Origin of the sequence: Streptomyces sp. NPDC079020 (genome assembly GCF_044542225.1) — a bacterium.
GTDB lineage: Bacteria > Actinomycetota > Actinomycetes > Streptomycetales > Streptomycetaceae > Streptomyces.
Map to the genome: position 1 here is coordinate 178,409 of NZ_JBITUB010000009.1, position 26,841 is coordinate 205,249.

General features: G+C 72.9%; 24 protein-coding genes. 11 read left to right on the plus strand and 13 right to left on the minus strand.

Translation table 11 applies throughout. The features are described 5' to 3' along the window. Window positions 1-198: 198 nt before the first annotated feature. From ACIGJO_RS20655 to ACIGJO_RS20680, 6 genes are all read right to left on the minus strand, one after another. Window positions 199-1,332: an acyl-CoA dehydrogenase family protein gene (locus ACIGJO_RS20655; RefSeq protein ID WP_399960004.1), complete on the minus strand. Its 1,134-nt coding sequence runs from the start codon at window positions 1,330-1,332 to the stop codon at window positions 199-201. Further along, window positions 1,329-2,519, minus strand: a complete 1,191-nt coding sequence (locus ACIGJO_RS20660) for an acyl-CoA dehydrogenase family protein (protein WP_399960006.1) — start codon at window positions 2,517-2,519, stop codon at window positions 1,329-1,331. Before ACIGJO_RS20660 ends, ACIGJO_RS20655 begins: the two co-directional genes overlap by 4 nt. Then, window positions 2,516-3,484: an NADPH:quinone oxidoreductase family protein gene (locus ACIGJO_RS20665; protein ID WP_399960008.1), complete on the minus strand. Its 969-nt coding sequence runs from the start codon at window positions 3,482-3,484 to the stop codon at window positions 2,516-2,518. The genes ACIGJO_RS20660 and ACIGJO_RS20665 overlap by 4 nt, the downstream gene beginning before the upstream one ends. Window positions 3,485-3,651: 167 nt before the next feature. Further along, window positions 3,652-4,251: a helix-turn-helix domain-containing protein gene (locus tag ACIGJO_RS20670; protein WP_399960010.1), complete on the minus strand. Its 600-nt coding sequence runs from the start codon at window positions 4,249-4,251 to the stop codon at window positions 3,652-3,654. A gap of 128 nt (window positions 4,252-4,379) precedes the next feature. Next, the gene (locus tag ACIGJO_RS20675) at window positions 4,380-4,781 is read right to left on the minus strand and encodes a glycoside hydrolase family 20 zincin-like fold domain-containing protein (RefSeq protein ID WP_399960269.1); all 402 of its coding nucleotides are present in this window, start codon (window positions 4,779-4,781) and stop codon (window positions 4,380-4,382) included. Next, window positions 4,691-5,425, minus strand: a complete 735-nt coding sequence (locus ACIGJO_RS20680; RefSeq protein WP_399960012.1) for a PIG-L deacetylase family protein — start codon at window positions 5,423-5,425, stop codon at window positions 4,691-4,693. Before ACIGJO_RS20680 ends, ACIGJO_RS20675 begins: the two co-directional genes overlap by 91 nt. 132 nt (window positions 5,426-5,557) lie before the next feature. Here ACIGJO_RS20680 and ACIGJO_RS20685 point away from each other — a divergent pair, with 132 nt between their 5' ends. Together ACIGJO_RS20685 and ACIGJO_RS20690 are read left to right on the plus strand one after the other, a co-directional pair. After that, complete coding sequence (locus tag ACIGJO_RS20685) at window positions 5,558-5,686, plus strand: hypothetical protein (RefSeq protein ID WP_399960014.1); 129 nt, start codon at window positions 5,558-5,560, stop codon at window positions 5,684-5,686. Next, a complete protein-coding gene (locus ACIGJO_RS20690; RefSeq protein ID WP_399960016.1) occupies window positions 5,683-6,447 on the plus strand; it encodes a sulfite exporter TauE/SafE family protein in 765 nt (254 codons plus the stop codon). The genes ACIGJO_RS20685 and ACIGJO_RS20690 overlap by 4 nt, the downstream gene beginning before the upstream one ends. Before the next feature lie 53 nt (window positions 6,448-6,500). Here the strand turns inward: ACIGJO_RS20690 and ACIGJO_RS20695 are convergent, their stop codons facing one another. Further along, on the minus strand, window positions 6,501-6,779 hold the full coding sequence (locus tag ACIGJO_RS20695; protein WP_323179569.1) for a metal-sensitive transcriptional regulator: 279 nt from the start codon (window positions 6,777-6,779) through the stop codon (window positions 6,501-6,503). A gap of 98 nt (window positions 6,780-6,877) precedes the next feature. On the opposite strand from ACIGJO_RS20695, the gene ACIGJO_RS20700 reads away from it, so the two are divergent. Continuing rightward, window positions 6,878-7,447: a rhodanese-like domain-containing protein gene (locus tag ACIGJO_RS20700; RefSeq protein ID WP_399960019.1), complete on the plus strand. Its 570-nt coding sequence runs from the start codon at window positions 6,878-6,880 to the stop codon at window positions 7,445-7,447. Between the two features lie 114 nt (window positions 7,448-7,561). Here the strand turns inward: ACIGJO_RS20700 and ACIGJO_RS20705 are convergent, their stop codons facing one another. Continuing rightward, window positions 7,562-8,857 (minus strand): alpha/beta fold hydrolase, encoded by a 1,296-nt coding sequence (locus ACIGJO_RS20705; RefSeq protein ID WP_399960021.1) that lies wholly within the window; start codon window positions 8,855-8,857, stop codon window positions 7,562-7,564. A 106-nt stretch (window positions 8,858-8,963) separates the two neighbouring features. On the opposite strand from ACIGJO_RS20705, the gene ACIGJO_RS20710 reads away from it, so the two are divergent. Both ACIGJO_RS20710 and ACIGJO_RS20715 read left to right on the plus strand, forming a co-directional pair. Continuing rightward, window positions 8,964-10,127, plus strand: coding sequence for an ABC transporter ATP-binding protein (locus ACIGJO_RS20710; protein WP_399960023.1), 1,164 nt, complete (start codon window positions 8,964-8,966; stop codon window positions 10,125-10,127). Window positions 10,128-10,179: 52 nt separating this feature from the next. Next, window positions 10,180-11,154: an acetylxylan esterase gene (locus ACIGJO_RS20715; protein WP_399960025.1), complete on the plus strand. Its 975-nt coding sequence runs from the start codon at window positions 10,180-10,182 to the stop codon at window positions 11,152-11,154. Window positions 11,155-11,170: 16 nt separating this feature from the next. Here ACIGJO_RS20715 and ACIGJO_RS20720 read toward each other — a convergent pair whose 3' ends face one another. Genes ACIGJO_RS20720 through ACIGJO_RS20730 form a run of 3 tightly spaced genes read right to left on the minus strand, consistent with a single transcriptional unit; the run spans window position 11,171 to window position 13,481 of the window. After that, window positions 11,171-12,133: an ABC transporter substrate-binding protein gene (locus tag ACIGJO_RS20720; RefSeq protein ID WP_399960027.1), complete on the minus strand. Its 963-nt coding sequence runs from the start codon at window positions 12,131-12,133 to the stop codon at window positions 11,171-11,173. Next, window positions 12,130-12,807, minus strand: coding sequence for an ABC transporter permease (locus ACIGJO_RS20725; RefSeq protein WP_399960029.1), 678 nt, complete (start codon window positions 12,805-12,807; stop codon window positions 12,130-12,132). Before ACIGJO_RS20725 ends, ACIGJO_RS20720 begins: the two co-directional genes overlap by 4 nt. After that, window positions 12,804-13,481, minus strand: coding sequence for an ABC transporter permease (locus tag ACIGJO_RS20730; RefSeq protein ID WP_399960031.1), 678 nt, complete (start codon window positions 13,479-13,481; stop codon window positions 12,804-12,806). Before ACIGJO_RS20730 ends, ACIGJO_RS20725 begins: the two co-directional genes overlap by 4 nt. Window positions 13,482-13,628: 147 nt before the next feature. Here ACIGJO_RS20730 and ACIGJO_RS20735 point away from each other — a divergent pair, with 147 nt between their 5' ends. The 6 genes from ACIGJO_RS20735 (at window position 13,629) to ACIGJO_RS20760 (ending at window position 22,742) form a co-directional block, all read left to right on the plus strand. Next, a complete protein-coding gene (locus ACIGJO_RS20735) occupies window positions 13,629-14,699 on the plus strand; it encodes a LacI family DNA-binding transcriptional regulator (RefSeq protein WP_399960033.1) in 1,071 nt (356 codons plus the stop codon). Between the two features lie 167 nt (window positions 14,700-14,866). Continuing rightward, window positions 14,867-16,030 (plus strand): substrate-binding domain-containing protein, encoded by a 1,164-nt coding sequence (locus tag ACIGJO_RS20740; RefSeq protein WP_399960035.1) that lies wholly within the window; start codon window positions 14,867-14,869, stop codon window positions 16,028-16,030. A gap of 14 nt (window positions 16,031-16,044) precedes the next feature. Further along, the gene (locus tag ACIGJO_RS20745) at window positions 16,045-17,679 is read left to right on the plus strand and encodes an FAD-dependent oxidoreductase (RefSeq protein ID WP_399960037.1); all 1,635 of its coding nucleotides are present in this window, start codon (window positions 16,045-16,047) and stop codon (window positions 17,677-17,679) included. A gap of 111 nt (window positions 17,680-17,790) precedes the next feature. Further along, window positions 17,791-18,906: a Gfo/Idh/MocA family protein gene (locus tag ACIGJO_RS20750; protein WP_399960039.1), complete on the plus strand. Its 1,116-nt coding sequence runs from the start codon at window positions 17,791-17,793 to the stop codon at window positions 18,904-18,906. Beyond that, complete coding sequence (locus ACIGJO_RS20755; protein WP_399960041.1) at window positions 18,903-19,613, plus strand: polysaccharide deacetylase family protein; 711 nt, start codon at window positions 18,903-18,905, stop codon at window positions 19,611-19,613. Before ACIGJO_RS20750 ends, ACIGJO_RS20755 begins: the two co-directional genes overlap by 4 nt. 114 nt (window positions 19,614-19,727) lie before the next feature. Next, on the plus strand, window positions 19,728-22,742 hold the full coding sequence (locus ACIGJO_RS20760) for an alpha-mannosidase (RefSeq protein WP_399960043.1): 3,015 nt from the start codon (window positions 19,728-19,730) through the stop codon (window positions 22,740-22,742). A gap of 11 nt (window positions 22,743-22,753) precedes the next feature. On the opposite strand, the gene ACIGJO_RS20765 is transcribed toward ACIGJO_RS20760, so the two are convergent. Then, window positions 22,754-23,728, minus strand: a complete 975-nt coding sequence (locus ACIGJO_RS20765) for an acetylxylan esterase (RefSeq protein ID WP_399960045.1) — start codon at window positions 23,726-23,728, stop codon at window positions 22,754-22,756. A 155-nt stretch (window positions 23,729-23,883) separates the two neighbouring features. Beyond that, on the minus strand, window positions 23,884-26,682 hold the full coding sequence (locus tag ACIGJO_RS20770; RefSeq protein ID WP_399960047.1) for a hypothetical protein: 2,799 nt from the start codon (window positions 26,680-26,682) through the stop codon (window positions 23,884-23,886). Window positions 26,683-26,841 lie beyond the last annotated feature (159 nt).

The following is a 26,841-nucleotide window of genomic DNA, read 5'->3' on the forward strand; positions in this document are numbered from 1 at the left end:
CTATTGAAGATCGAATGTTATTGCGAACTGATCGCAATTAAACAGCACGTAAAGAGCCTCGCCCACCCCGCCCGCACCCGGCCGGCTCCGCCCGCTCGCCCGCCCTTCTCCCCGCGACCTTCCCCGGCACGGCGATGCGGGGATACGCGGTCGCGTACCCCCGCTCGCCGGCCCCTGCGCAGGGGCCGCGGACAGCCCTCAGGGCGCCGGGAGTCCGGCCAGCCCGGCCACCGTCCCGAGATGGCTGCCCGCGGTGCCGTACGCGATCGAGTCGGCCTTCGCCCGCTTCAGATACAGATGCGCCGGGTGTTCCCAGGTCATCCCGATCCCGCCGTGCAACTGCACGCACTCCTCGGCGGCGTGCACCGCGGCCTTCGAGCAGTACGCCTGGGCCACGGCGACCGCGAGCGGGGCGTCCGGGCTGCCGGTGGCGAGGGCGTCGGCGGCGTTGCGGGCGGCGGCGCGGGCCGAGACGACCTCCAGCCAGAGCTGCGCCATCCGGTGCTTGAGCGACTGGAACGAGCCCACGGGCCGGTTGAACTGGTGCCGTTCACGGGTGTACCGCACGGTCTCGGTCAGACACCACTCGGCGAGGCCGAGCTGTTCGGAAGCGAGCAGCCCGGCGCCGGTGAGCAGCCCGTGCCGTACGGCACGGTCGGCGGTGGCCCCGTCGGCGAGCAGGGTCCCGGTGGCGCCGGTCAGGGTGACCGCGGCGAGCGGGCGGGTGAGATCGAGGGCGACGAGCGGCTCCAGGGCAACCGCGTCCCCGGCCGTCCGGACCGCGTACAGGCCCTCGGCGGTGGGCACCAGCAGCACATCGGCGGCGAGGGCGTCGGCCACCCCGCGCACCGTCCCGTCGAGGACGCCAGCCGACGCGGTCACCGCCCCGGTGAGCGCTCCGGAGGGCGGGGTGGCCAACGGCACGGCGAGAACCGCGGTCGCGCGGCCGGAGGCCAGCTCACCGAGCAGCCCGGCGACCGGACCGTCCTCGTCCCCCAGCGCGAGCAGCGTGCCGGTCGCCGCGACCGCACTGGTCAGAAAGGGCGCGGGGGCGACGCTGCGGCCGAGCTCCTCCAGGACCACGGCGGCCTCCCGGTGCGAGGCCCCCTGCCCGCCCAGCGTCTCCGGTACGAGGAGTCCGGCGGCGCCGATGCCGGTGGCGAGCGCCTTCCACAGCCGCGGGTCGTACGGCGTGCCGGACTCGGTGGCGGCGATCACCGCCGATGCGCCGGCCCGGTCGGCCAGCAGGGAGCGCACGGCGGACCGCAGGTCCTCCTCGTCCTGCGAGTAGAGCAGGTCGGGGGTGGCGGCGGGCTGGTTCGGCTCGGTCATCGGGACAGGTCCTTCCAGGCGACGTCCTTGTCGTTGCGCGGTTCGGCGGGCAGTCCGAGCACGCGCTCGGCGACGATGTTCAGCAGTACCTCGCTCGTGCCGCCCTCGATGGAGTTGCCCTTGGCGCGCAGATAGCGGTACCCGGCGTCGCGGCCGGTGAAGTCGACCAGATCCGGCCGGCGCATGGTCCAGTCGCCGTACAACAGGCCCTCCTGGCCCAGCAGTTCGACCTCCAGACCGCTGATCTCCTGGTTGAGGCGGGCGAAGGCGAGCTTCATGCCCGATCCTTCGGGGCCGGGCTGCCCGGCGACGAGCTGCTGACGCAGCCGCTCGCCGGTGAGCCGGGCCACCTCGGCCTCCACCCACAGCGTCAGCAGGCGCTGGTGCAGGTCGTGGGTGCGCAGCTCCGGGCGCTCGCGCCAGGTCCGCGAGACCGGGCCGATCATGCCGCCCTCGCGCGGGATCCGGGCTCCGCCGATCGAGACGCGCTCGTTCATCAGGGTGGTCTGCGCGACCTTCCAGCCCTCGCCCACCGGGCCGAGCCGCCTGCTGTCCGGGATTCGGACGCCGGTGAGGAAGACCTCGTTGAACTCCGCCTCGCCGGTGATCTGGCGCAGCGGCCGCACCTCGACACCGGGGTCGGTCATGTCGCAGATGAAGTAGCTGATGCCCCGGTGCTTGGGCAGGTCCGGGTCGGTGCGGGCGATCAGGATCGCCCAGCGGGCCACATGGGCGCTGGACGTCCAGACCTTCTGCCCGTCGACGACCCAGTCCGCCCCGTCCCGGACGGCCCGGGTGCCGAGGGCGGCCAGGTCGGATCCGGCACCCGGTTCGCTGAACAGCTGGCACCACACCTCCTCGCCGACCCACAGGGGCCGCAGGAAGCGCTGCTTCTGCTCGTCGGTGCCGAACCCGAGGATGGTCGGGGCCGCCATGCCCAGACCGATGCCGATGCGGCGCGGGTCGTTGCCGGGAGCCCCGGCGGCGGCGAGCGCGGCGTCGACGACGGGCTGGAGGGAACGCGGCGCGTCGAGCCCGCCGAGTCCGGCCGGGCAGTGGACCCAGGCCAGCCCCGCGTCGAAGCGGGCCTTGAGGAATACGGTGCGGTCCGTGGTGGCCGGCGGGTACGCGGACAGCAGTTCGCTCGTGCGGCGGCGGATCTCGTCCGCGTCGGGGGCGGTGGTCACCGGGCGGCTCCCGTCGGCAGGACGACGATGCGGCCGGTGCTGGCGCCGTCGGCGACACGCTGGACGGCGGCCGCCGCACCGGCCATCGCGGCACGCTCGGTGACCAGCGGCCTGATGACCCCCTGGGCCGCGAGCCGGGTCAGCTCGTCGTGGCAGGCGCGGACCGCGGCGGGGTCCTCGGTGTTGTACAGACCCCAGTGGAGCCCGACGATCGAGTAGTTCTTGACGAGGGCGTGGCCGAGCGCCGGGGCGGGGACGACTCCGCTCGCGAAGCCGACGACGAGGACGCGTCCCTCGAAGGCGACGCACTTCACGGACCTGGCGTAGGCATCGCCGCCGACGGGGTCGTAGACGACGTCCGCGCCCCGTCCGCCGGTGGCCTCCTTGACCCGCGCCACGATGTCCTCGTAGCGGCGGTCGATGACCAGGTCGCAGCCCAGCTCCCGGGCGGTCGCGGCCTTCTCCGGGCCTCCGACGACGCCGATGACGGTGGCGCCGGCCGCCTTGCCGAGCTGTACGGCGGCGCTGCCGACGCCGCCCGCCGCCGCGTGCACGAGCAGGGTCTCGCCCGCCTCGATGCGGGCGCGGCGGTGCAGCCCGAACCAGCCCGTCTGGTAGCCGATGTGCAGGGCCGCCGCCTCGGCGTCGTCCAGGGAGCCGGGCGCGGGCAGCAGGGCCGCCTCGTCCGCGACGACGTACTCGGCGAAGCCGCCGTACGGAAGGGCGGGGGTGGCGAGCACCCGGCGCCCGTCCTCGGTGTCGCCGCAGACCTCCACACCCGGTGTGAAGGGCAGCGGCGGACGCACCTGGTACTGCCCCCGGCAGAGCAGCGCGTCGGGGAAGTTGACGTTGGCCGCCCGCACCCGGATCAGCACCTGGCCCTCGCCGGGCGTGGGCCGCTCCGTCTCGTCGAGCCGCATCACCTCGCCCGGCTCGCCGTTCCGGTGCACTCGCCATGCCTGCATGAGGGGCCTCCACAACACTGTCGGCATTACCTGCTCACGGCGCCCGCGCATGACCGCCGCGCGTCGGCCATCGCTCGCACTACCACCGCTCCGGCGCATACTAAGCGGTCGCTTGCCGATCTGGGAACACCTCGGGAAGGCCGGCGCACCCGCCCCGCCGGCCCGCCTCAGCCTCTCTTGGGCTTGGCCCTGACATGCATGCGCTCGCCCTGCGGCCCGAACAGGCTGAGGTATTCCACCGGCTCGTCGCCCACGGGCCCGAACCAGTGCGGCAGCCGGGTGTCGAACTCGGCCGCCTCCCCCGGCTCCAGCACCAGATCGTGTTCGGCCAGCAGCAGCCTCAGCTTCCCGGAGAGCACGTACAGCCACTCGTACCCCTCATGGGTGCGCTGCGCCGGCACATCCCCGGAGGCGGACTCGTGCACCACCTTGTACGCCTGGAGACCGCCCGGCCGGCCGGTCAGCGGGAGCGCGGTCTTCCCGCCGTGCACGATCGGTTTGGCCCTGACCCTCGGGTCCCCGACGGGCGGCGCGCCGACGAGATCGTCGAGCGGCACCTCATGGGCGCGGGCGATCGGGAGCAGCAGCTCCAGACTGGGGCGCCGCCCGCCGGACTCCAGCCGGGAGAGGGTGGAGACGGAGATTCCGGTGGCTGCGGAGAGGGCCGCGAGCGTCACCCCCCGGTCGGTGCGCAGCCTGCGCAGCCGGGGTCCGACACCGGTGAGTACGGCATCCAGTTCCGGGTCGTCCCGGTCGTGTTCCTTCATGCCCCCATTGCAGAATCAGCAAGCCGGTTTGTCAATCGGCCGGGCAAACGCGGCGTACCGGGGGCGGGCCCACCGCGTACAGCCGGGCGCCCCGCCCCCGCTTCCGGGGCCCGGTCCCTACCCGACGATCACCTCGGCGATCTGCGGTGCGGGGCCGGTCCCCCCGCGCCAGAGGAGGCGCACGGGCGTCGGCGGTGCTGCGGCAGGATCTGGCGAAGGGCCTGGGCGGCGTAGTACGTGCCGGTGGTGTCCTTGCCCGCCAGGACGATGCGGCCCGCGCCGATGCCGAGGACATAGCCGTCGGCGGGCAGGTCCTGCGGACCCCGGAGGTCCTGGGCCGCGAGCGCCGCGGCATCACGGACATGGACGGTGAGACCCTGCCGCGCCGGTCCGTCGCCGCGGACGACTCCGTCGGCCCGCGACCCGGCGGGCCGGCGCCTCAGCGGGCGAAGACCTCGAAGGGGACGGCGGGAGTCCCGCCGAACCGCTCGGCGACGGAGCGCACCGCACCGCCCAGGAACGTACGGCAGTACGCCTCGGGATCCTCCTCCGTCAGCGCCTCGATGTACGTGCGGTGCGCCAGCAGCGACCGGACGGAGCGCTCGAAGCCCTGCGTGGCGTCGGCCGCGTGCGTGGGCCGGTCGCTGCCCGCGACCGCGATCCAGCGCACCCCGTCCCACGGCCGGAGCCCCTGCTCCACGAGCTCGGGGAAGATCCACCGGTTGCCCGCGTCCGCGACCGCGTCCAGCGCGGCCCGCCCGACCGCCCGGTGGTCGGGGGTGTTCCAGGCGACCCCGCCCCAGGTGTCACGGTGATTGAGCGTGATCACCAGTTCCGGGCGGTGGCGGCGAACGGCCGCGGCGATCTCGCGGCGCAGCCGGATGCCGTACTCGATCACGCCGTCCCGGTGGTCCAGGAATTCCACCGCCCGCACCCCGACCACTGCCGCGCTCTCCCGCTGCTCCCGCTCCCGCACCGGGCCGCACTCCGCAGGGGGGAGCGTGTCGATGCCGGCCTCACCACGGCTGGCGAGCAGATAGGAGACCTCCCGGCCACCGTCGGTCCAGCCCGCCACCGCGGCGGCCGCTCCGTACTCCAGGTCATCGGGATGGGCGACAACGGCCAGGGCACGCTGCCAGTCGGTGGGCATGGGTTCGAGCTGTCGCTGCGTCATGCCAGCAGGCTATCCACGTGGGCGGAGCCCGCGCCGAGCCGACACACTGGGGCGAAAAATACCCCCGGGGGTATCAATGCTAGGCTGTTCGAGAGATACCCCTGGGGGTACATCGTACGAAAGGAGCGTGTCGTGTTCTTCGTCGACACCATTCATCAGCTCCCCGGGCGGCCGGCCGAGATACCGCCGGGCGAGGTGGTGGCCGCCGACGACGGGTCCGGTGCGGCACACGCGGCGGGCCTGATGGCCGTCGTCGCATGACCTCGCTGATCCTGGCCGTGACGGCCGGGGCCGGGGCCGTGGTCGGCCTCGCGCTCGGCGGGCTCGGCGGCGGGGGCAGCGTCCTCGCTGTTCCCGCGCTGATCTATCCGCTCGGCTTCAGCCCGGCCGCGGCGACCACCGCCGGGCTGCTCATCGTGATCGCGACCTCGCTGACCGGCCTGCTGGCCCACGCCCGGGACGGCGCGGTCCGGTGGCGTACGGGCGCGCTCTTCGCGGCCGCGGGCATCGTCCCGGCGGCCGTCGCCGGGGCACTGTCGGTACGGATTCCGGCGGTGGTGCTGACGGTGGCGTTCGCCGCGCTCGCGGCGGTGGCCGCGGTCCGGATGCTCCGGCCCCGTCCGCTGCCCCCGGCCGCCGACGCCGGCGCTCCCGTGCCCGCCCGCCGGGCCGCCGGGGCGGGTGCGGGGCTCGGGGCGGTGACCGGCTTCCTCGGAGTGGGCGGCGGCTTCCTGGCGGTGCCCGCACTGGTCACGTTCCTCGCCGTGCCGATGACCGCCGCCGTGGGGACGAGCCTCCTCGTCATCACGGTCAACTCGACGGCGGCGCTGGTCACCCGGCTCGCGACGCCGGCCGCCCTGGACTGGGCCGTCATAGCCCCCTTCACGGCGGCGGCGGTGCTCGGCGCCTGGGACGGCAAGCGGCTGGCCTCGAAGGTGTCCACGGACGCCCTGCAGCGCGTGTTCGGCGGGGTGCTCCTGGCGGTGGCGCTCGGCATGGTCATCGACGCCGTCCTTCGATGATCCGGCCGGGCCGCCGGCGCGGTGCGCGCCGCCGGTCCGGCGGCGCACCCGCGTCAGGCCAGCGAGAGGAAGAGCTTCTCCAGCCGGGCACGCATCCGGTCACGGTCGGCGGGCTCGGCGGAGCCGTCCGCCATGCAGTTCTGCAGCCCGGTGGCGATGATCGCGAAACCGGCCCGGTCCAGGGCCCGCGAAACCGCCGCCATCTGCGTGATGACGTCCTCGCAGTCCCGGCCCTCCTCGATCATCCTGATGATCGCGTTGAGCTGGCCCTGTGCGCGGCGCAGGCGGTTGAGGACCGACTTCAGTTCGTCGGCCGCCATGTCGAGTTCCACACATCCTCCTCCGAATACCCCAAGGGGTATTCTAACCTGTCCGGGGAACGGGTGACGCGTGTCTTCCCGACCCCGGTGAACGAAAGGAAGAACCGCTCGTGACCAGCCCCGCCTCCCTCTCCCCCGCCCAGGCCGCGGCCCGCCTGGAGGAGTTCACCGTCATCGACGTGCGAGCCCCCGGCGAGTACGCCTCAGGACATGTCCCCGGCGCCCTGAACGTCCCGCTCGACCGGCTCCCCGAGGCGCTGGCCGCGCTGAAGTCGGCCGCCGCCCGCGGCACCCTCCTCGTGGTGTGCGCCTCCGGCGTCCGATCGACGCGCGCCTGCGAAATCCTCGCCGGAGCCGACATCGACGCGGCGACCCTCATCGGCGGCACCTCCGCCTGGGAGGGGGACGGCCGCGGTCTGGACCGGCCGGCGGGCGCCGGGGCCGTCTGGCCGATGGAGCGTCAGGTCCGGCTCGCCGCCGGTTCGCTGGTGGTGGCGGGTCTGGTGGCGGGGCTCCGCTTCCCGGCCGCGCGCTGGCTCTCCGCCGGCATAGGCTCCGGCCTGGTGTTCTCCGCGGTGACCAACTCCTGCGGGATGGCGGCGGTGCTGTCCAGGCTCCCGCACAACCGCGCCCCGCGCTCCGCCGGCCTGAACGCCACCCTGGAGGCACTCCAGCGGTGACACGTGCGGACCGGTCCGCCCCGTCGCGCGTGGCGGAGCCAAACCGTCGTACCCGGGGGAGCCGGCCGCACACCGTGCGCGGCCGGCTCCCCCGCGTTCACCGGGCGGCAGGGGTCAGATCTCGTCCCTGACCATCGCGAGCAGCCGGTCCAGCACACGCGGCCCGCCCGCGCGCAGTCCGTCGTGCTCGAACTCGTTCGTCACCCAGGTGCGCAGCCCGCGGATCGACGCGGCGGTGCGCAGCGCGTGCCCGGTGTCCACGTACATGTCGTCGTGGTACACGGCCGCGGCGACCGGGACCTCGTTGACGGCGAGCCGCCCGGCGTCGTACAGCACCGGCCAGTCGGTGCGGTCCGCGAGGAGTGCGGCGGTCTCGCGCAGCGGGCGCAGCGCCGGGTCCACCTCGAAGTGCCAGGGGTGGATGCTCTCGCCGGTGAAGAGGACGGGGCCCTCCCCCGCCAGTGCCGCCTCCGCGTCGAACTGCGGGAACTCGGACCTGACCCGCTCGGCGGCCCATCCGGTGGGTGCCCCGCCCTGTCCGTAGATCGCCTCGTGCATCAGGGCGTACAGCGGATGTCCGGCGAACGAGTTGGCCGTGCGCATGCCCTCCTGGAAGGCGTCGGAGAGCTCGGTTCCGTGCGGGGTGCGGACGAAGGCGTTCTCCAGCAGATAGTGCAGCTGGTGGCTGCCGCTGCCGCCGCCCAGCATGATGCCCAGCGACTGGAACCCCTCGGGCGTCAGCCGGTGCCCGGCGCTCTCGGGCCGGTGTTCGGCGAGGTGAGCGGTGATCTCGCGGGCGCGCCGTACGTCCTGCGGGTAGCGGGCGTAGTGGGCGGCGGCCTTCCGCTCGATCCGCGGATAGGCGGCCCGGTACACCTCGTCGGCGTGGGCGTCGAGCGCGGGCAGACCGCCGGTGATCAGTACGGCTTCGAGTCCTTCGGGGGCGGCCGAAAGGTAGCGTACGGCGCAGAATCCGCCGTAGGACTGCCCCAGCACGGTCCAGGTCGCGCCGCCGGTCAGCTGCGGGCGGATGAGCTCGCAGTCGCGGACGATGCTGTCCGAGCGGAAGTGGGCGAGGTACTCGGCCTGCTCGCGGGGGCCGCCCCGCAGCGGCAGGGTCTGCCGGTTGGCCGGGGTGGACCGGCCGGTGCCGCGCTGGTCGAGCAGCAGCACCCGGAACTCCCGTACGGCACGGCCGAGCCATGCCTCCGCACCGACGAACCGGCGGGCGCCGAACCCGGGGCCGCCCTCCAGGTAGAGCAGCCACGGCAGCTGCTCACCGGCCCGGCCGGACGCCACCGCCTCCCGGCCGAAGATCTCGATCTGCTCGCCGCCCGGGTCGCTGTGATCGAGCGGGACCGTGAAATGACGGTCGGTGAAGACGACGCCGGGCTGCCGGTAGCTGCTCACAAAAGGCTCCTGAATCAGATGGTTCCGGGACAGTTCAGCACATGGGCGTGACCCGGACGGGCCCGGCCCGTGTGCGCCCGGTCCGGGTGGCTCCTAACGTGCACTCATGATCCGGTTCGAGCAGGTCGGCAAGGTCTACCCGGACGGCACGACCGCGGTCGACGATCTGTCCTTCGAGGTCCGCGAGGGGGAACTGGTCACGCTGGTCGGACCCTCCGGCTGCGGCAAGACCACCACCATGATGATGGTGAACCGGCTGATCGAGCCGACCTCGGGCCGGATCCTGGTCGACGGGGAGGACATCGCCGGCGTCGACCCGGTGAAACTGCGCCGCCGGACCGGATATGTGATCCAGCAGGTCGGCCTGTTCCCGCACCGGACGGTCCTGGACAACACCGCGACCGTCCCGGCGCTGACCGGCTGGAAGCGCGCCAGGGCCAGGGAGCGGGCGGCGGAACTGCTCGACCTGGTGGGCCTGGACCCGGGCATCTACGGACCGCGCTACCCCGCCCAGCTGTCCGGCGGCCAGCGCCAGCGGGTGGGGGTGGCGCGGGCGCTCGCGGCGGATCCGCCGGTGCTGCTGATGGACGAACCCTTCGGCGCGGTGGACCCGGTGGTCCGTGAACGGCTTCAGGACGAGTTCCTGGGACTGCAGGCAACCGTCGGGAAGACCGTTCTGCTGGTCACGCACGACATCGAGGAAGCCGTCCGGATGGGCGACCGGATGGCCGTGTACGGGGAGGGCCGCATCGAGCAGTTCGACACCCCGGCCGCCGTGCTCGGCACCCCGGCGACGCCGTACGTGGCCCGGTTCGTCGGCGCCGACCGGGGGCTGAAACGGCTGTCGGTCACCGCGATCGAGCCGGAGGACCTCTGGGCGCCGCCGGTGGCCCGGCTCGACGAACCGGCCGGCTCCGCGGCGGCCCGGCTGGGTGCGGCGGGGGCGCGCTGGGCGGTGGTCCTGAACGGTGCGGGCGAGCTGCACGGCTGGGTGTCGGTGGAGGCGCTGCGGGAGGCCGGGGAGCCGGCGACCGTGGGTGAGCCGGCCCGGCGGATGGACGCGTGGGTGCCCGTCGGCGCCCCGTTGAAGCAGGCGTTCAGCGAGATGCTCCAGTACGACGCCGGGTGGGTGGCGGTGCTGGACGGGGCGCGTTTCCTGGGGGTGCTGACTCCGGCGAAGCTCCATGAGGCGCTGCGCCGCTCGGTGGACGCGGACGCTCAGGGCGTCCCGCGCGAGGAAGTGGCGTTCGACTCGGTGGCGGACGCCTGAGGGCGGGACCGTACGGTGTGATCGTCTTTTCCTGCGACGAAGGCGGTCCCTCATGGCTCGGTTCGATCTGCCCCTCCCCGAGCTGCACGGCTACCGCAGCCGGTCGGTGGAGCCCGCGGACTTCGACAGGTTCTGGTCGACGACCCTCGACGAGGCCAGGGCCCATGACCTCAACCCCCGCTTCGAACGGCACACCGGCACGGGGCTGGCGGGCGTCGAGGTGTACGACGTGACGTTCGCGGGCTTCGGCGGGCACCCGGTGAAGGGGTGGTTCGTCGTTCCGGCGGGTACCCGGGAGCCCCTGCCGGTGGTCGTGGAGTTCCTCGGATACGGCGGCGGGCGCGGTCTGGCGCACACCCATCTGCTGTGGGCCTCGGCCGGTTTCACCCACTTCGTGATGGACACCCGGGGCCAGGGCAGCGGCTGGGCGCCGGGCGACACGGCCGACCCCGTGGGCAGCGCGCCCTCTCTGCCCGGCTTCATGACCCGGGGCATCGAGGATCCGCTGGACTACTACTACCGGCGTGTGTTCACGGACGCGGTGCGGGCCGTGGAGGCCGCCCGCTCGCATCCGCTGGCCGACGCGGCGCGCACCGCCGTCACCGGGGTCAGCCAGGGCGGCGGCATCGCGATCGCCGCCGGAGGTCTCATACCGGACCTGGTCGCGGTCGCCCCGGACGTGCCGTTCCTGTGCGACTTCCCGCGTGCGCTCACCCTCACCGACCGGCAGCCGTACCGCGAGGTGGGCAACTACCTCAAGACGCACCGCGGCCGCACCGAGCGGGCCAACGCCACCCTGGCCTATTTCGACGGGGTGCACTTCGCGGCGCGCGGCCGGGCTCCCGCGCTGTTCTCGGCGGCCCTGGAGGACCAGACCTGCCCGCCCTCGACGGTCTTCGCCGCCTTCAACGCCTACGGCCACCAGGACAAGACGATCGAGGTGTACGACTTCAACGACCACGAGGGCGGTGGCGCGTTCCAGCAGGCCGCCCAGCTGGCCTGGCTCCCGGGGAAGCTGACGGCCTGAGGACATCGACGGTCCCTCACCCCGCCGGGATGAGCCCCTCCTTCCTCAGGTAGGCGCGTGCGACGTCCTCGGGCAGCCTGCGCCAGCTGTCGACCTGCTCGTTCATCGAGGCCAGAGCGGCCGTGGTCAGTACGGTGCCGAGCGGGGCGAGGGCGTCGCGCACCCCGGCGCCGCCCGCCCGCGCGCGGTTGACGACGGGGACCAGGTGGTCGGCGTTCTGCAGATGTCTGTCGTCGGCGAGGAGCACGAGGCCGAAGTCGTCCAGCGTGGCGTCCGTGGTGGTGGTCAGGACCATCTGGTCCTGACCGCTCTGCACCGCCTGTCTGGCCTGGGTGGTGCCGACACCCTTCGGGTCGACGGCGGTGATGTCGATGCCGTACGTCTTCCTGAGTCCGGGCGCGCAGTACGGGCGCTGTACGCATTCGTCGCCCGCCGCCAGCCGCACGGGCAGCCGGGACCTTCCCAGGTCGCTGAGGGTCTTCAGGCGGTGCCGCGCGGCGTAGGAGGAAGCGACCGCGAAGGCGTTCTGGTCGACGGCCCGGCCCGGGTCCAGGACGGTGAGGCCGCGGGGCGCGGCCAGGGAGCGCAGGGCCTTCATCGTGGTGCCGAGGTCGGGGGAACCGACGGGCGCGGCGCCGGCGCCGTTGGTCTTGGCGTTCAGCCAGTCGGCGAAGGTCGCCGCGTACTCCGGCACGATGTCGATCTGGCCGCTCTCCAGCGCGGGTTCGTAGATCTCCCGGTTGGTCACGGAGATGATCCCGGTGGTGTACCCGGCCCGGCCGAGCAGGATCGCGTACATCCGGGCGAGCAGATCGCTCTCGGTGAATCCGGCGGAGCCGATCGTGAGGTGCCGGCTGTCACCGGGCGGGGCGGTGACAGCACCCTGGTTCTCCAGGGCGGGGCCGGTGGCGCACGCCGCGGCGGTGGCGGCCAGCAGGAGAAGGACGCACAGGGCGTACGGGGTACGGGGGCGGCTCACACGGCTTCCCGGGCCCTGCGCCGGTCCGGAGCGATGCGCCGGCCGGCCTCGAAGAGCCCTTCCACCAGGAGGGCGAGGACGGCGACCAGGACCGCCCCGGCCACGACCTGGGGTGTGGAGGCCAGGTTGAAGCCCGCGGTGATGATCCGGCCCAGCCCGCCGCCGCCGGCCAGGGCGGCCAGCGTCGCGGTGGCGACGAGCTGCACGGCGGCGATCCGGATGCCGGTGAGGACGAGCGGCATCGCGAGCGGCAGCTCCACGCCCAGCAGCATCTGCCGGCCCGTCATGCCCATCCCCCGGGCCGCCCCGACCACGTCCCGGTCCACCTCGCGCATCCCCACATAGGCGTTGGTGAGCAGCGGGGGCATGGCGAAGAGCACCAGCGCGATGGCGGTCGACCACTGGCCGTACGTACCGACCGGTGTGAGCAGCAGCAGGACCAGCACGGCGAAGGTGGGGACGGCCCGGCCGATGTTCGAGATGTTGACGGCCAGGGCGCCGCCCCTGCCGAGGTGGCCGAGGACCAGGGCGACCGGCAGGGCGATGAGACAGCTGATCAGCAGGCAGACCGCGGTGAGGCAGAGGTGTTCGCCGAGCCGGTGCCAGACCCCGTCGGGCCCTGACCAGTGGGCGGCCGTGGTGAGCCAGGACCAGGTGTCGGCGAGGGTGGTCACGGCCGGCTCCTGGCCCAGGGCGTCAGCAGCCGCTGCGCGCCCAGGAGCAGCAGGTCGGCCGCCACGGCGATGACGACGCACAGGACGGACGCGGTGAGCACCTGGACCTTGAAGTAGGTGTTCATGCCCGCGTAGATGAGGTTGCCGAGCCCGCCGTGGCCGACGATGGCCCCGACCGTGACCAGGGAGACCGCCGAGACGGTGGCGATCCGCAGTCCGGCCATGGAGGCGGGCAGGGCGAGCGGGAGTTCCACGGTCATCAGCAGGCGCAGGGGGCCGTAGCCCATGCCGCGCGCCGCCTGCCGGGTCTCCTCGGGCACGGCCCGGAGTCCGGCGAGGATGTTGCGCACGAGAAGGGTGAGCGAGTAGAGGACGAGTCCGGCGACGACGAGCGTGGCGGAGAGCCCGTACACCGGCAGCAGCAGCGAGAACATCGCGAGCGAGGGGACGGTGTAGAGGACCGTCGTCAGGCCGAGCACGGGTCCGGCCGCCCAGCGCCTGCCGCGGGCGGCCAGCGCGAGCGGCAGGGCGAGGGCCAGACCGATGAGCACCGAGACCGAGGTCAGCTGGAGGTGCTGGACCGTCGCGTCCCAGAGGATCTCCCGGCGGCTGGAGAGATAGGCGCCGCAGATCCATTCATTGCGCGCGAGGCAGTCGTCGGGAGGCGCGGTCACGCGTCCATTGGAGCGCGGGCGGCCGTCCGCCGCGCGTCATGATCGTCTGTTCGAGGTGCGCGGCCCTTGCCGGACGGCGCGTCCACGGCGCCGGATCCACTGATGGATGCAATGGGAAAACGCTTTCAGTGCAGCTATCGTAGACCTATGCCGAGCCAGGTCAATCGACGTTCCGCCCGCCCCCGCCCGTCGTCCGCCGTGACGCTCCAGCAGGTCGCGCAGGACGCCGGGGTATCCCTTGCCACGGCGTCGCGCGTCCTCAGCGACAGCGACCGCAACGTCACCCAGGAGCTCCAGGAGCGTGTCCTGGAGGCGGCCGCCCGGCTCCGTTACGTGTCCAACGCACCGGCCCGCGCACTCGTGCAGTCCACGACCTCCATCGTCGGGCTGATCGTCCACGATGTGAACGACGCCTACTACTCCGCCATCGCGGCCGGTGTCATGGAGGTCGCCCGCGACCGCAAGCTCCTGGTGATGCTGGCGGGCACGTTCCACGAACCCCAGCTCCAGGCGGAGTACGTGGCGCGGCTGCGCGCGCAGCGGGCCCGTGCCGTCATCCTCGCCGGGTCCGGCTTCACCGGCGGCAGCCCCGCGCTCACCCAGGAACTGGAGGCGTTCGCGGCCCACGGCGGCCGGGTCACCGCGGTGGCGCACCAGGGCCTTCCGGTGGACACGATCATGCCGGGCAACCGCGAGGGGGGCCGCGCGGTCGCCGAGCACCTCGTCGGCCTCGGGCACACGGAGATCGGCGTCATCTGCGGACCGCTGGCCCTGGTCTCGGTACAGGAGCGGCTGCAGGGGTTCCTGGAGCGCGCGGCGGAGCTCGGCGTGCAGGTCCAGGAGCGCCATCGTGCGGAGGCCGACTTCACCCGGGACGGCGGACGCGCCGCCGCCGTGCGGATCTTCCGCAGGTCGCAGGACATCACGGCGCTGTTCGCGCTGAACGACGCCATGGCCCTCGGCGCCCTGGCGGCGCTGCGCGACGACCTCGGCCGCAGTGTGCCGGCCGAGGTCTCCGTGGTCGGGTTCGACGACCTCCCGGTGGCCTCCGACGTGACTCCCGCGCTCACCACCGTACGGCTGCCGCTGGAGGAGATCGGGCGCCGGGCGCTGCTGCTGGCGCTCGGCGACGCGTCGGCCTCGCCGCGGTCGCTCGCGGTGCCGTCGCGGCTCGTGGTGCGGGCCAGTACGGCACCGCCGCCGCGCCCCGCCGGCTGAGCCGCCGCCCTTCGGGTTGACGCGTTCAAGCGGCCCGACCCGCTCACTTGACGCGCTAATACACAAGTTTTCCCTGCAACCCCCTTGAAATAATGCGTTAACCATCAACACACTGGGACCCACGCTGCTTTGACGCGTCAAACAGAGGGGGTGGTGGCTGGATGGGCATGTCCGGACCCAAGTACCAGCGGATCAAGGACGAGTTGCGGGCCGAGGTGGCACGCGACGAGTACGAGGCGGGTGCGCCGTTCATCACCCAGAACCAGCTGCGCGAACGGTTCCAGGTCAGCTCCACCACGGCGGTGCGGGCCCTCAACGACCTGGTCGCGGAAGGCCTGCTGGTACGCCGCCGGGGCCTGGGCACCTTTGTCGCGGCGCCCTCGGACCGGCCCGGGGAGCCCGCCGCGCAGCGCTCCGGAGTGATCGCCTGCATCATCAGCGGTCAGGGGCCGCACCAGTCCGACGTGCTGCGCGGCATCGAGTCGAGCTGCGCCGAACGCGAGCTGCGCATGTTCTTCTCCGACACCGCGATGGGGATGACCACCACGGGTCACGCCGACCACCCCGCGTCCACCGCCCGCCAGGACAGGGCGCTGCGACAGGCGGTCGAGGACCGGGTCGACGGCATCATCCTGTACCCGGTGCAGGGTTCGCCCGATCTCGCCGTGCTCGAGGACATGAGGCGTCTGCGCATCCCGATGGTGCTGGTCGACCGGTACTTCCCGGACCTCGCCATCGACGCCGTCACCGCCGACAACTACGACGTCGGCTACCGCCTCACCGAGCAGCTGCTCGCCGCCGGCCACGAGCGCATCGCGACGCTCTGGGGCGAGACGGAGTGCACGAGCGTCCATGACCGGATGACCGGTCACAAACAGGCCCTGCGGGCCCATGGACAGCCGCTGCTCCCCCAGCTGACCGCCCTGCGCTCGTACACCGCACTGCCCGAGGACGACCGCAGGAACCTGCTGTCCGAACTGCTCGCCGCGCCCGAGCCGCCGACCGCGCTGCTGTGCGCCCACGGCTTCGCCGTGGCCACGGCCGCCGCCGATCTGGCGTCGCTCGGCATCGGTGTGCCGGACGAGATCGTGCTGGCGGGCATGGACGACGCCGGGCCCTACGATCTGCTGCCGCTGACGAGCTTCGCCGCCCGGCTGCCCGCACGGGAGATCGGTACCCGCGCGGTGGAACTCCTGGTCAACCGGATCTCGGAGCGCACGGCGGGCGAGGACCCGTACCGCAGCGCCGAGCAGATCGTGCTTCCCGTCCGGATCAGGACGCGCGACTCCGCGCCGGTCCGGCTCCGCACCGTCGCCGCCCGCCGGCCCTGAGGGAGGAGACTCCTGTGTCCGCCACCCCCGCACCCCCCGCCCGCGAACTCGGGACCGACGTCCTCGTGGTCGGTGCCGGTCCCGGCGGTCTCGCCGCCGCGCTCACCGCCGCCCGCTTCGGCCACCGGGTCGTGCTCACCGACCCCACCGACTGGCCCGGCGGCCTGCTCACCGCCCAGGCGGTGCCGCTCGCCGACGGTCACCGCATCGAACTGGACCCGGTCTCCCCCGGCTATCGCGACCTGCGGGAGCGGATACGCGACTTCTACCGGCGCAACTACCCGCTGTGCCCCGAGCCGTACGCGGATCCCCTGCTCGACCCGGGGCTCAGCACCACCGGCCACCTCAGCCATGAACCACGCGCCGCGCTCGCCGTCGTCCAGGAGCTGCTGGCCCCGCACCTCGCGGCGGGGCGCGTCACCGTGCTGCCGGAACACCGGCCGGTCGCGGCCCACCCGGACGGCGACCGGGTCGCCGCCGTCACCCTGGAGCGCCCCGGCGGGGACCGGCTGACCGTCTCCGCCTCGTACGTCGTCGACGCCACCGACCTGGGCGAGCTGCTCGCCCTCGCGGGCGTGGAGCATGTCACCGGGGCCGAGTCCCGCGAGGAGACCGGCGAGCCGCACGCCGCCGCCGTCGCCGATCCCCTGGACCAGCAGCCCGCCTCATGGGTCTTCGCCCTGGAGCACCGCCCCGGCGAGGACCACACGGTCGAGCGGCCGGCCGGCTACGACCGGTGGGCCGCCGCCTTCTCCTGGGAGACGGCGGAGCCGGGCGGCGCGGCACCGCGCACCGTGCCGCTGTTCCTGCACGAACCGGACGACGTCCCGCCGTGGGCCGCGCCGCCCAACGACCGCTGGCACCAGCGCCGGGCGCTCGCCCGCAGCCGGTATCTGCCCGGGACCTTCGACAGCGACATCACCCTGGTCGACTGGCCGCAGACGGCCTACACCAGGCTGCCGCTCGCCGGTGCCGGCGACGGCGTACGGGCACAGGCCGAACAGGAGGCGCGCGAGCAGGCGCTGTCGTTCCTCCACTGGATGCAGACCCGGGCGCCCCGTCACGACGACGGCCACGGCTATCCGGAGCTGCGGCTGCGGCCGGACGTGACCGGGACAGTCGACGGGTTCGCCAAGTCGCTGCGGGTGCGTGAATCCCGACGCATCCGGGCCGAGTTCACGGTGCTGGAGCACCATCTCACCGTCGCCGCCCGCGCGGGGGCGCCGGGGGCCCGGACGTTCACGGACAGTGTGGGGACGCTGCGCTCCCGCATCACCCTGCAACCGGGTACCGGGGGCGGCCCCGGACTGGATCTGGAGTGCCTGCCGTTCCAGCTGCCGCTGGGCGCGCTGCTGCCCGTGCGGGTGGAGAACCTGCTTCCGGCCGGGCAGAACCTCGGCGCCACGCACCTGAGCGCACCCGCGTTCGGCGGGCACCAGGGCCAGTGGGCGGTCGGCGAGGCCGTGGGCGCGCTGGTGTCGTACTGCCTGGAGCACCGGCTGCCGCCGCGCGCCGTACGCGGGACGGAACGCAGGCTGGCTTCCTTCCAGGGACGGCTGAGCGACTCCCTCGGCCTCGCCCTCGACTGGCCGGACCGGCTCCGCAACGGTCCGGTGAACAGCGCCGGAGCGCTCTACGCCACGCTCTGACCGCCTCTCCCACGCCCGACTCCGCCCTCCTCCCGGGGAGGGCGCTTTTCCCACCTGCGGGAAAACGCTTACCACTCCACAACATCGCTCACCCACCTGGACGGTCCTTCCATGTCTGTGACCCCGACGCCCTACCGCGTCCTGTTCGTCGGCGCCGGCAACATCGCCCGCGCCGTCCATATGCCGGCGTTCCTCGAACACCCCGCGGACTTCACGGTGGTCGGCGCCGTCGACTCCGACCCCGATGCCGCCCGGTCCTTCGCCGCGGACTTCTCCCTCCCCCACCACTCCACCGATCTCGCGGCCGCCCTGCGCGAGGCCCGCCCCGATCTCGTGGTCATCGCCTCCCCGCCCGTCGCCCACCGCCGTCAGGCCGTCGCCGCACTGGAGGCGGGGGCCTGGGTGTGGTGCGAGAAGCCGCCCGCGCTCAGCCTCGCGGAGTACGACGCGATGACGGACGCCGAGGGCGAGCGCGGGCCGTACGCCCCCGTCGTGTTCCAGCACCGCTTCGGCTCGGGCGCCGAACACGCGAAGGCGCTCATCGCCTCGGGTGAGCTGGGAGCCCCGCTGGTCGCCCACTGCCAGACCACCTGGTACCGCGACGACGCCTACTACGCGGTCCCCTGGCGCGGGAAGTGGGCGACCGAGGGCGCGGGCCCCGCGATGGGACTCGGCATCCACCAGATCGACCTGCTGCTCGAACTCCTCGGGGACTGGGCGGAGATCCGGGCGATGGCGGGCCGGCTGGCCCGTGATACCGAGACCGACGATGTGACCACCGCGACCGTGCGTTTCGCCTCCGGCGCCCTCGCCACCGTCGTCAACAGCGCGCTCTCGCCGCGTCAGGTCAGCCATCTGCGCATCGATCTGCGCGACGCCACGATCGAGCTGAACCATCTCTACGGATACGGCAACGGCGACTGGACCTACACCCCGGCACCCGGCGTCGACCCCGCCCGTGCGGCCGCCTGGTCCACGCCCGCGCAGGACGTCCCCAGCTCGCACGCCGCCCAACTGCGGTCGCTGCTCGCCGACATGCGGGCGGGCCGAAGGCCGCGGGCGAGCGCCGGGGACGGCCGGCGCTCCCTCGAACTCATCACCGCCATGTACAAGGCCGCCCTGACCGGACTCCCGGTCCTGGCCGGTGAGATCGTCCCGGGCGACCCGTTCTACACCGCGCTGCACGGATCCGTTCCCGGCTGGGCCCCCGGGGAGTCGGGGCGATGACGGGTATCACCCGCGCGCTGCTGCTCACCTTCGACGACCGGCACCTGCGCGAATGGGCCGCCGCGGCGCCGCTGCTGCGGCGGTACGGCTCCCGGGTCACCTTCTTCATCTGCGAGCCCGACCGGCTCGACCGCGAGGACCGGCGCCTGCTGCACCGGCTCGCGGACGACGGCCACACCATCGGCTGCCACGGCCTGCGGCACGAGCGGGCGCCCGATTTCATCGCCGCGCACGGCCCGGCCGCCTACCTCCGCCGGGAGATCCTGCCCGCGCTGGAGGAGCTGCGCCGTCTCGGTTTCGCGGCCCGGACCTTCGCCTACCCGTGCAGTGCCCGCGACGACACCACCGACCGGCTGCTGCTCGGCCTGTTCGAGCGACTGCGCGGCGGGGTGCCGGCGGACCGGCGCGCCGATCCGTCGCTCGCGGACGAACTGCACGTCCCGGCGGCCGACGTGGCCGCCCGCAGGGTGCTGCCCGGCTGTTCGGTGGACTCCGGGCGCGGGCCGCTCGCGTACGGCGACGATCTGTCCGGGGTCGAGGCGGCGGTGCGCAGGAGCGCCGAGGACGGCGGCGTCAGCACGCTGTACGCCCACTGCGTCGCCGACGCCCACGAGGCGAACCATGTGACACCGGCGCGGCTGGAGCGGCTCCTGGCCCTGGCCGACGAGCTCTCCCTGCCCTGTGCGGGCTTCGACGAGCTCCCCTGATCCCGTACCCGGTTCGCCGTCCGGCCCTGCGCCCCCGCCCGTCCCGGCCCTCCCGTACGTCCCCGAATCCCGCACCATCCCCATCGCTCCCCCAGCCCGGAAGAGGCTTCTGCCATGCATGACGACCGCACCCTGACCGAGGAACGCCTGGACCGTGTCCTGCGCGAGCGCATCCGTCCGGCGATCCATCCGCGTACCGCGCCGCTGGACATCGAGGTCTGGCACGCCCCGGGCGAACCGGTGCCGTTCGCCGAGGCGGTCAACGCCCCGTACAAGCCCGGCGCGATCGGTGACGCCTGGGGACCCGCCTGGGGCACCAGCTGGTTCCGGGTCACCGGACGCGTCCCCGCCGACTGGGCGGGGCTCACCGTCGAGGCGGTGATCGACCTCGGGTTCGCCCGCGACCGGCCCGGATTCTCGGCGGAGGCCCTCGCCCACCGGCCGGACGGCAGTGTGGTGAAGGCCCTCAACCCGTGCAACACCTGGCTGCGCGTCGGACAGCCGGTGGCGGGCGGCGAGGAGTTCACCTACTACCTGGAGGCGGCCGCCAACCCCGAGATACTGGAGGGGGTCAGTGACCTCGGCGACCGGGAGACGGCGGGCAGCGAGCCGCTGTACCGGGTCGAGCGGATGGACGTGGCCGTCTTCGACGCGCAGGTGTGGGAGCTCGTCCAGGACCTGGAGGTGCTCGACCAGCTGATGCGGCAGCTCCCCCTCGGCTCGTCCCGCCGCTGGGAGATCCTGCGGGCCGTGGAGAGGTGCCTGGACGCGCTGGACCTCGATGCCGTCAACGCCACCGCGGCCGCCGCCCGCGAGCGGCTCCGGGCGGTGCTCGGCTCACCCGCGAACGCCTCGGCGCACCGCCTCTCCGCGGTCGGCCACGCCCATATCGACTCCGCGTGGCTGTGGCCGCTGCGCGAGACCGTGCGCAAGGTCACCCGCACCACCTCGAACGTGGTGGCGCTGATGGACGACCACCCGGAGTTCATCTTCGCGATGTCACAGGCGCAGCAGCTCGACTGGCTGCGCGAGCACCAGCCGGCCCTGTACGAGCGGGTCAAGGAGAAGGCCGCGGCCGGGCAGTTCGTGCCGGTGGGCGGGATGTGGGTGGAGTCGGACACCAACATGCCCGGATCGGAGGCGCTGGCACGGCAGTTCGTGTACGGCAAGCGCTTCTTCCTGGAGGAGTTCGGGGTGGAGACGCGGGAGGTGTGGCTGCCGGACTCGTTCGGCTACTCGGCCGCTCTGCCGCAGCTGGTCGCGCTCTCCGGTTCGCGCTGGTTCCTGACGCAGAAGATCTCGTGGAACACCACCAACCGTTTCCCGCACCACTCCTTCCTGTGGGAGGGGCTGGACGGCACCCGGGTGTTCACGCACTTCCCGCCGGTGGACACCTATGTCGGGGAGCTCTCCGGCCAGGAGATGGCGCATGCGGAGGAGAACTTCCGCGACAAGGGGAACGCCACCCGCTCGCTGGTCCCGTTCGGCTGGGGCGACGGCGGTGGCGGCCCCACCCGCGAGATGCTGGCGCGCGCCGGGCGGCTGGCGGACCTGGAGGGCTCCTCGCGGGTGACGATCGAGACACCGGCGGAGTTCTTCGCCGCGGCGGAGGCCGAGTACACCCGGCCGCCCGTGTGGCTGGGCGAGCTGTACCTGGAGCTGCACCGGGGCACGTACACCTCTCAGGCACGGACCAAGCAGGGCAACCGGCGCAGCGAGCATCTGCTGCGGGAGGCGGAGCTGTGGGCCGCCACCGCGGCTGTACGGACCGGGTTCCGCTATCCGCAGGAGGAGCTGGACCGGATCTGGAAGAGCGTGCTGCTGCACCAGTTCCACGACATCCTGCCGGGCTCGTCGATCGCCTGGGTGCACCGCGAGGCGGAGGCCACGTACGCGCGGATCGCCCAGGAGCTGGAGGCCGTGATCGGCGGGGCCCAGCAGGCGCTGGCCGGTTCGCCGGAGGACGGGGGCACGGTCGTGTTCAACGCCGCGCCGCACTCCCGGGCGGGGGTTCCGGCGGGCGGTGGCGCACTTGTGCGCGAGGCCGCGGACGAACCCGTGGGGATCGAGTCCCACGAGGGCGGCTTCCGGCTCGACAACGGGCTTCTGCGGGTGACCGTGGACGCGCGCGGCCTGGTGGTGTCGGTCCTGGACCTGGTGGCCGGGGGGCGCGAGACCGTGGCCCCGGGCAGTGCGGCGAACCTGCTCCAGATCCACCCGGACCTGCCCAACCGCTGGGACGCCTGGGACGTCGACTCGTTCTACCGCAACACGGTGACCGACCTGACCGAGGCCGATTCGGTACGCCGGGCCGGCGAGGGCATCGAGGTGGTGCGCAGCTTCGGCGCGTCCCGTGTCACCCAGCTGCTGACGCTGCGGGCCGGGGCCCGGCGCCTGGACATCGACACCGAGGTCGACTGGCACGAGCGGGAGAAGTTCCTCAAGGCGGCCTTCCCTCTCGATGTGCGGGCCGCCCACTCCACGGCGGAGACGCAGTTCGGGCACGTCCAGCGTCCGACGCACACCAACACCAGCTGGGAGGCGGCCAAGTTCGAGATCTGCGCGCACCGCTTCCTGCATGTCGGTGAGCCGGGCTGGGGCGCGGCGCTGGTGAACGACTCGACGTACGGCCACGATGTGACCCGTACGGTCCGTGCGGACGGCGCCACCACCACCACGGTGCGGCTGTCGCTGCTGCGGGCCCCGCGCTACCCCGACCCGGCGACCGACCAGGGTGTGCACCGGCTGCGCTATGCGCTGCTGCCGGGTGCGACGGTCGGTGACGCGGTGCGCGAGGGCTGGCAGTTGAGTCTGCCGGAGCGCCGGGTGCGGGGCGGTGCGGAGGTGGCGCCGCTGGTCGCGCTGGACAGTGAAGCGGTGGTCGCCACGGCGGTGAAGCTGGCCGACGACGGGAGCGGGGACGTGGTCGTCCGGGTCCACGAGGCGCACGGCGGGCGGGCCGCCGCGCGTCTGACCGCCGGCTTCCCGCTGGCCTCGGCGACGGTGACCGACCTGTTGGAACGCCCCCTGGAGGGTGAGCGGGTCACCGTCCAGGGGGACGTGGTCGAGCTGGTGCTGCGCCCGTTCCAGATCCTGACGCTGCGCCTGGCGGTCGCCGCGGCGGGCTGAGCGGCCCCGGATCAGGAGTCGCGGTCCAGCAGCGCCGGTATCCGGCGCAGCTGGACCGCTTCCTGGTACATGGCGCCGCCCTCGTGTCCGTTGAAGGGGTACACCTCGATCTCCTTCTCGCCCCGGTAGGCGTTGTAGGCGGCGAAGACCGTGGACGGCGGGCAGGTCTGGTCCTGGAGGGCGACGGAGAAGAGCGCGGGGGCGCTGCCCCGGGCGGCGAACGACACCCCGTCGAAGTACGACAGGGTGCGGAAGGTGTTCTCCTCCTTGCCGCGGTGGACCTTGAGGTAGCGGGCTATCTCGGAGTACGGGTTGGCGTCGGTGAGGGTGACGGCCCGCCCGAAGTGGCAGAGGAACGGTACGTCGACGGAGATGGCCGACAGGCCGGGGACGAGTCCGGCGACCGCGAGGGTCAGGCCGCCGCCCTGGCTGCCGCCGAGCACCACGGTGCGGGCGGGGTCGGCGAGGGGGTGCGTGCGTGCCGCTTCGACGGCGCGTACGGCGTCGGCGTAGACCCGGCGGTAGTAGTAGCTCTCCGGGTCCTCGATGCCCCGGGTCATGAACCCCGCGTGGGAGGGGCCGGAGCCGACCGGGTCGGGGGTGTCCCCGACGTTGCCGCCGCTGCCCTGGCCCCGTACGTCCATGACGAAGTGGGCGAAGCCGGCCAGCGGCCACATGCCCCAGCAGTGCGGCAGGCTGCGGCCGCCGTTGTAGCCGTGGAACTGGACGACGAGCGGCAGTGGGCCCTCGGCGTGCGCGGGGGCGCTGAACCAGCCCTTGACGGGGTGGCCGCCGTAGCCCGCGAAGGTGGTGTCCCAGGTGCGCATGCCGGTCAGCGGGGTGTCGGCCGGCTCGAAGGTGATGGCGGGCTCGTGGGCGCGGGTCTCGGCCAGGGTCCTGGCCCAGAAGGCGTCGAAGTCGTCGGGCTCCGCGATCCGGGGCCGGTAGTCGCGCAGTTCGTCGAGAGGCAGGTCGAACAGGGCCATGATGTGGTGCGTCTCCTCGCGGTGGTGGGTGATGACATCTTCGGTGCGGGTCGTACGGCATGGAGCAGCGGGGCCGGGTGCTGTCAGGTGCACCCGGCCCCGCCGGTTCGTGGGGAGCTGTCCTTCATCGGACCGGTCCGCGGGCGTTGCCCCGGTCAGTCGGTCAGCTGGACCGCCCGCAGGCCGGAGGCGGTCTTGGAGTTGTTGGCGATGGAGGCGCCCCACTCGAACCAGCCGCGGCCCCGTCCGTCGTTGTCCGCGTCGTTGACGACGAAGCCGAGTCCGATGGAGGCGGACGGCTTGCCGCTGAGGCCGAGGGAGGCCCAGGGAACCGTCACCGTGTAGTGGGTGGTGGTGCCTTCACGGGTGATCTGCGCGGTCGCGCCGGGGGTGATTCCCGCGCTCTGACCGGCCGGCGGCCGCCAGGTGTACACCTGGGGCTTGCCGCCGACGAGGGAGGCGCCGACCTCGACGTACTGACGGCTGCGGCCCGGCACCTCGGGGGTGACGGCGAACTGGAGGCTGTCGCCCTGCCACATGTTCTCGGCGCTGGTGGCGGGCTGGTACAGGGCGTTGTCCGTGAACTCGCCCTTCAGGACGAGCCCGGCAGCGGTGTACTGCGGGCGCATCGAGCCGGAGAGGTCGGCCTCGCCCTGGTAGCCGCCCGAGTACTTCTTGCCGGCGTGGGTGGTCAGGTCGATGGGCGTGGTGGTGCCGGTGCCGGACGGCTCGACCGCGCCCCAGCCGCTCCAGGTGCCCACGGCGTTCCTGGCGCCGTCGGGGGTGCTGACGTAGGCGGCCGTCCAGTAGCGGTTCCACGGCTTCACGTTGCGCGCGTCGACGGTGTACGAGACCTTGTTCTCGGTACCGACCTTGATCGGCCCGGCGATGGTGCCCCGGTCCAGATACGTGGTCCCCTCGTTGACCTGCCACTCCAGCTTGCTGAGGTCGAGCGCGGAGCGGGCGCGGTTGTTCGTGACGGTGACCTTCAGCGCGGCGGCGAAAGGTGCTGCCTTCTTCACCACCGGGTCGAAGGCGACCTCCGTCGGGGGCACCACATCGGTGTCGGTGGTGATCCGGCCGAGGTTGACCGGGCCGAGTCCGACGGTGCCGCTGACCGAGCGCGTGCCGGTCAGTGCGGAGGTGGGCAGGTCGATGGTCCTGCGGGTCACGGTGCCGGGCTTCGCCGTCACCCGGTAGGTCTTCCCGGCGACGCGGAAGTCGAGCAGCGGCGAGACCGGGGGCTGTCCCTCGGTGCGGTCGACCTTGAGCACCGCGGTGACGGACTCCTCCGTGTTGGTGCGCTCGGGGAGTTCGAGGGAGAAGGCGGGGGCGGTGACGGCCTTGACGGCGCTGACCGCGCCCTTGACGTACAGCACCTTGTCGTCGACGCCGAGCTGGACCTTGCCGCCGACCGGGACGTAGGTCTTCTCGCGGCCCATCTGGTCGCTGACGGTGACCGGTCCGGTGGCCGAGAGCTGGACGGTTCCCGGGGCCGCGGCCGTCGTGTACAGCGCGCGGACCGTGGAGGCCCCGCTGCCGAAGCGGTACGAGCGGATGTCGGCGGATCCGGCGTCGTCACGGCCGGCGTAGGCGCGGCCCGCGAGCTGGCGGATCAGGACGCTCTCGGTGACCACGGACGGCTTGGGCTGCCAGGCCGCCACGCCGGCGGTGGGACGCTTGAACGCGCCGAAGTTGTGTTCCTTGTTGTTGGCGTCGGTGCCGTCGTTGGTGAGGTCGTACCAGTAGTAGCGGTCGACACCGGAGGCGAAGGAGAAGATCTGCGCGCGCGGCACATAGGCGGCCTGGGTGGCCTGGGTGACGCCGTCGGCATGGGTGGGATAGCCGTTCTCGGTCATCCAGAGCGGGAAGTCCTCGCCGCCCGCCGCGTCCAGATCGGCCCGCACCTGCGGCAGTCTCGCCAGGGCCTGCTCGGGCGGGCTCGGGTAGCCGTAGTGGTGGACGCTGAGGGCGTCCATGTAGTCCAGGCCCTTGATCGCGTAGAGCCGCTTCAGCCAGTCGGGCTGGAGGCCGGCCAGGCCCCCGCCGACGACGGTCGCGTCCGGGACCTTGGCGTGCACCTTGCCGTAGGTCGCCTTGAGCATCTGGAGGTAGCAGTCGGCGGTGATGCCGCAGGTGCCGTTGTTGAAGCCGGTCGAGTTGTACTCGTTGTAGATCTCGACCTCCTTCGAGGACTGCTGGTACTTCTCCACGACGGCGGCGGTGTACTTCCCGTACGCCTCCAGCGCGGCCGGTGAGGCGGGCGTCCTGTTGCTGTCGTAGTTGGGGTTGCGGTAGCCGGAGATGGGCAGGGAGACCAGGCCCAGGCTCTTGGCGTACGGGATGTGCTGGTCGGTGCTGTAGTTGCTCCACGTGTACTGGCCGGGGGTCTTCTCGATCCCGCTCCAGTTGATGTCGGACCGGATCCCGTGCATCCCCATCAGCTTGACCGAGCGCAGCAGCTTCTGGTCGTCGCCGTCGTTCCACCCGTAGTGGATGCCGGTGCCGAAGCGCGGGTCCTTCTGCTCATGGCCGGCCAGCGCGGTCACCACGCCGAAGTTCACCGTGCGGGTCGTGGTGCCGGCGGTCGCCGTGAGCGTGTAGTAGCCGTTGCCCAGAGCGGTGGCGTCCACCGTGGCGGTGCCGCCCGTCACCGGCGCTGTGCCGGAGGCGACGGTCAGGCCCTGGTCGTCGACGGCCTTCCAGGTCACCGAGGTCTGGTCGGAGGTGAGGGTGATCTTCGCCTGGCCCTTGACGAAGAAGAGGTCGGGCGAGGTGACGGTGAGCGTGGCCGCCGCCGCGTGGGCGGAGGGTGCCGTACCGGGCAGGGGCGCGGCCGCCAGCAGGCAGCCGAGCAGGGCCGCGGCACTGCCCCACGCGGCGGGACGGCGGGTGCGGCCCATTACTCTGGCCGGAGCCGGGGTTCCGGACCGGATCGTGCCGTTCTGTTCCATCGAGGTGTCCTCTCGATCGGATCGGTGCGGTGCGTTCGGGGTGGATTCCCGGGCGGTGGTGTGCTCCGTCGGCTGTACCCCGGCGGAGCACACCGGCCAGGTCCGCCGGCGCGCACCGCTGCCGCCGACGGCCCGCGCGGAGGGATCCGCGTGGGTGCC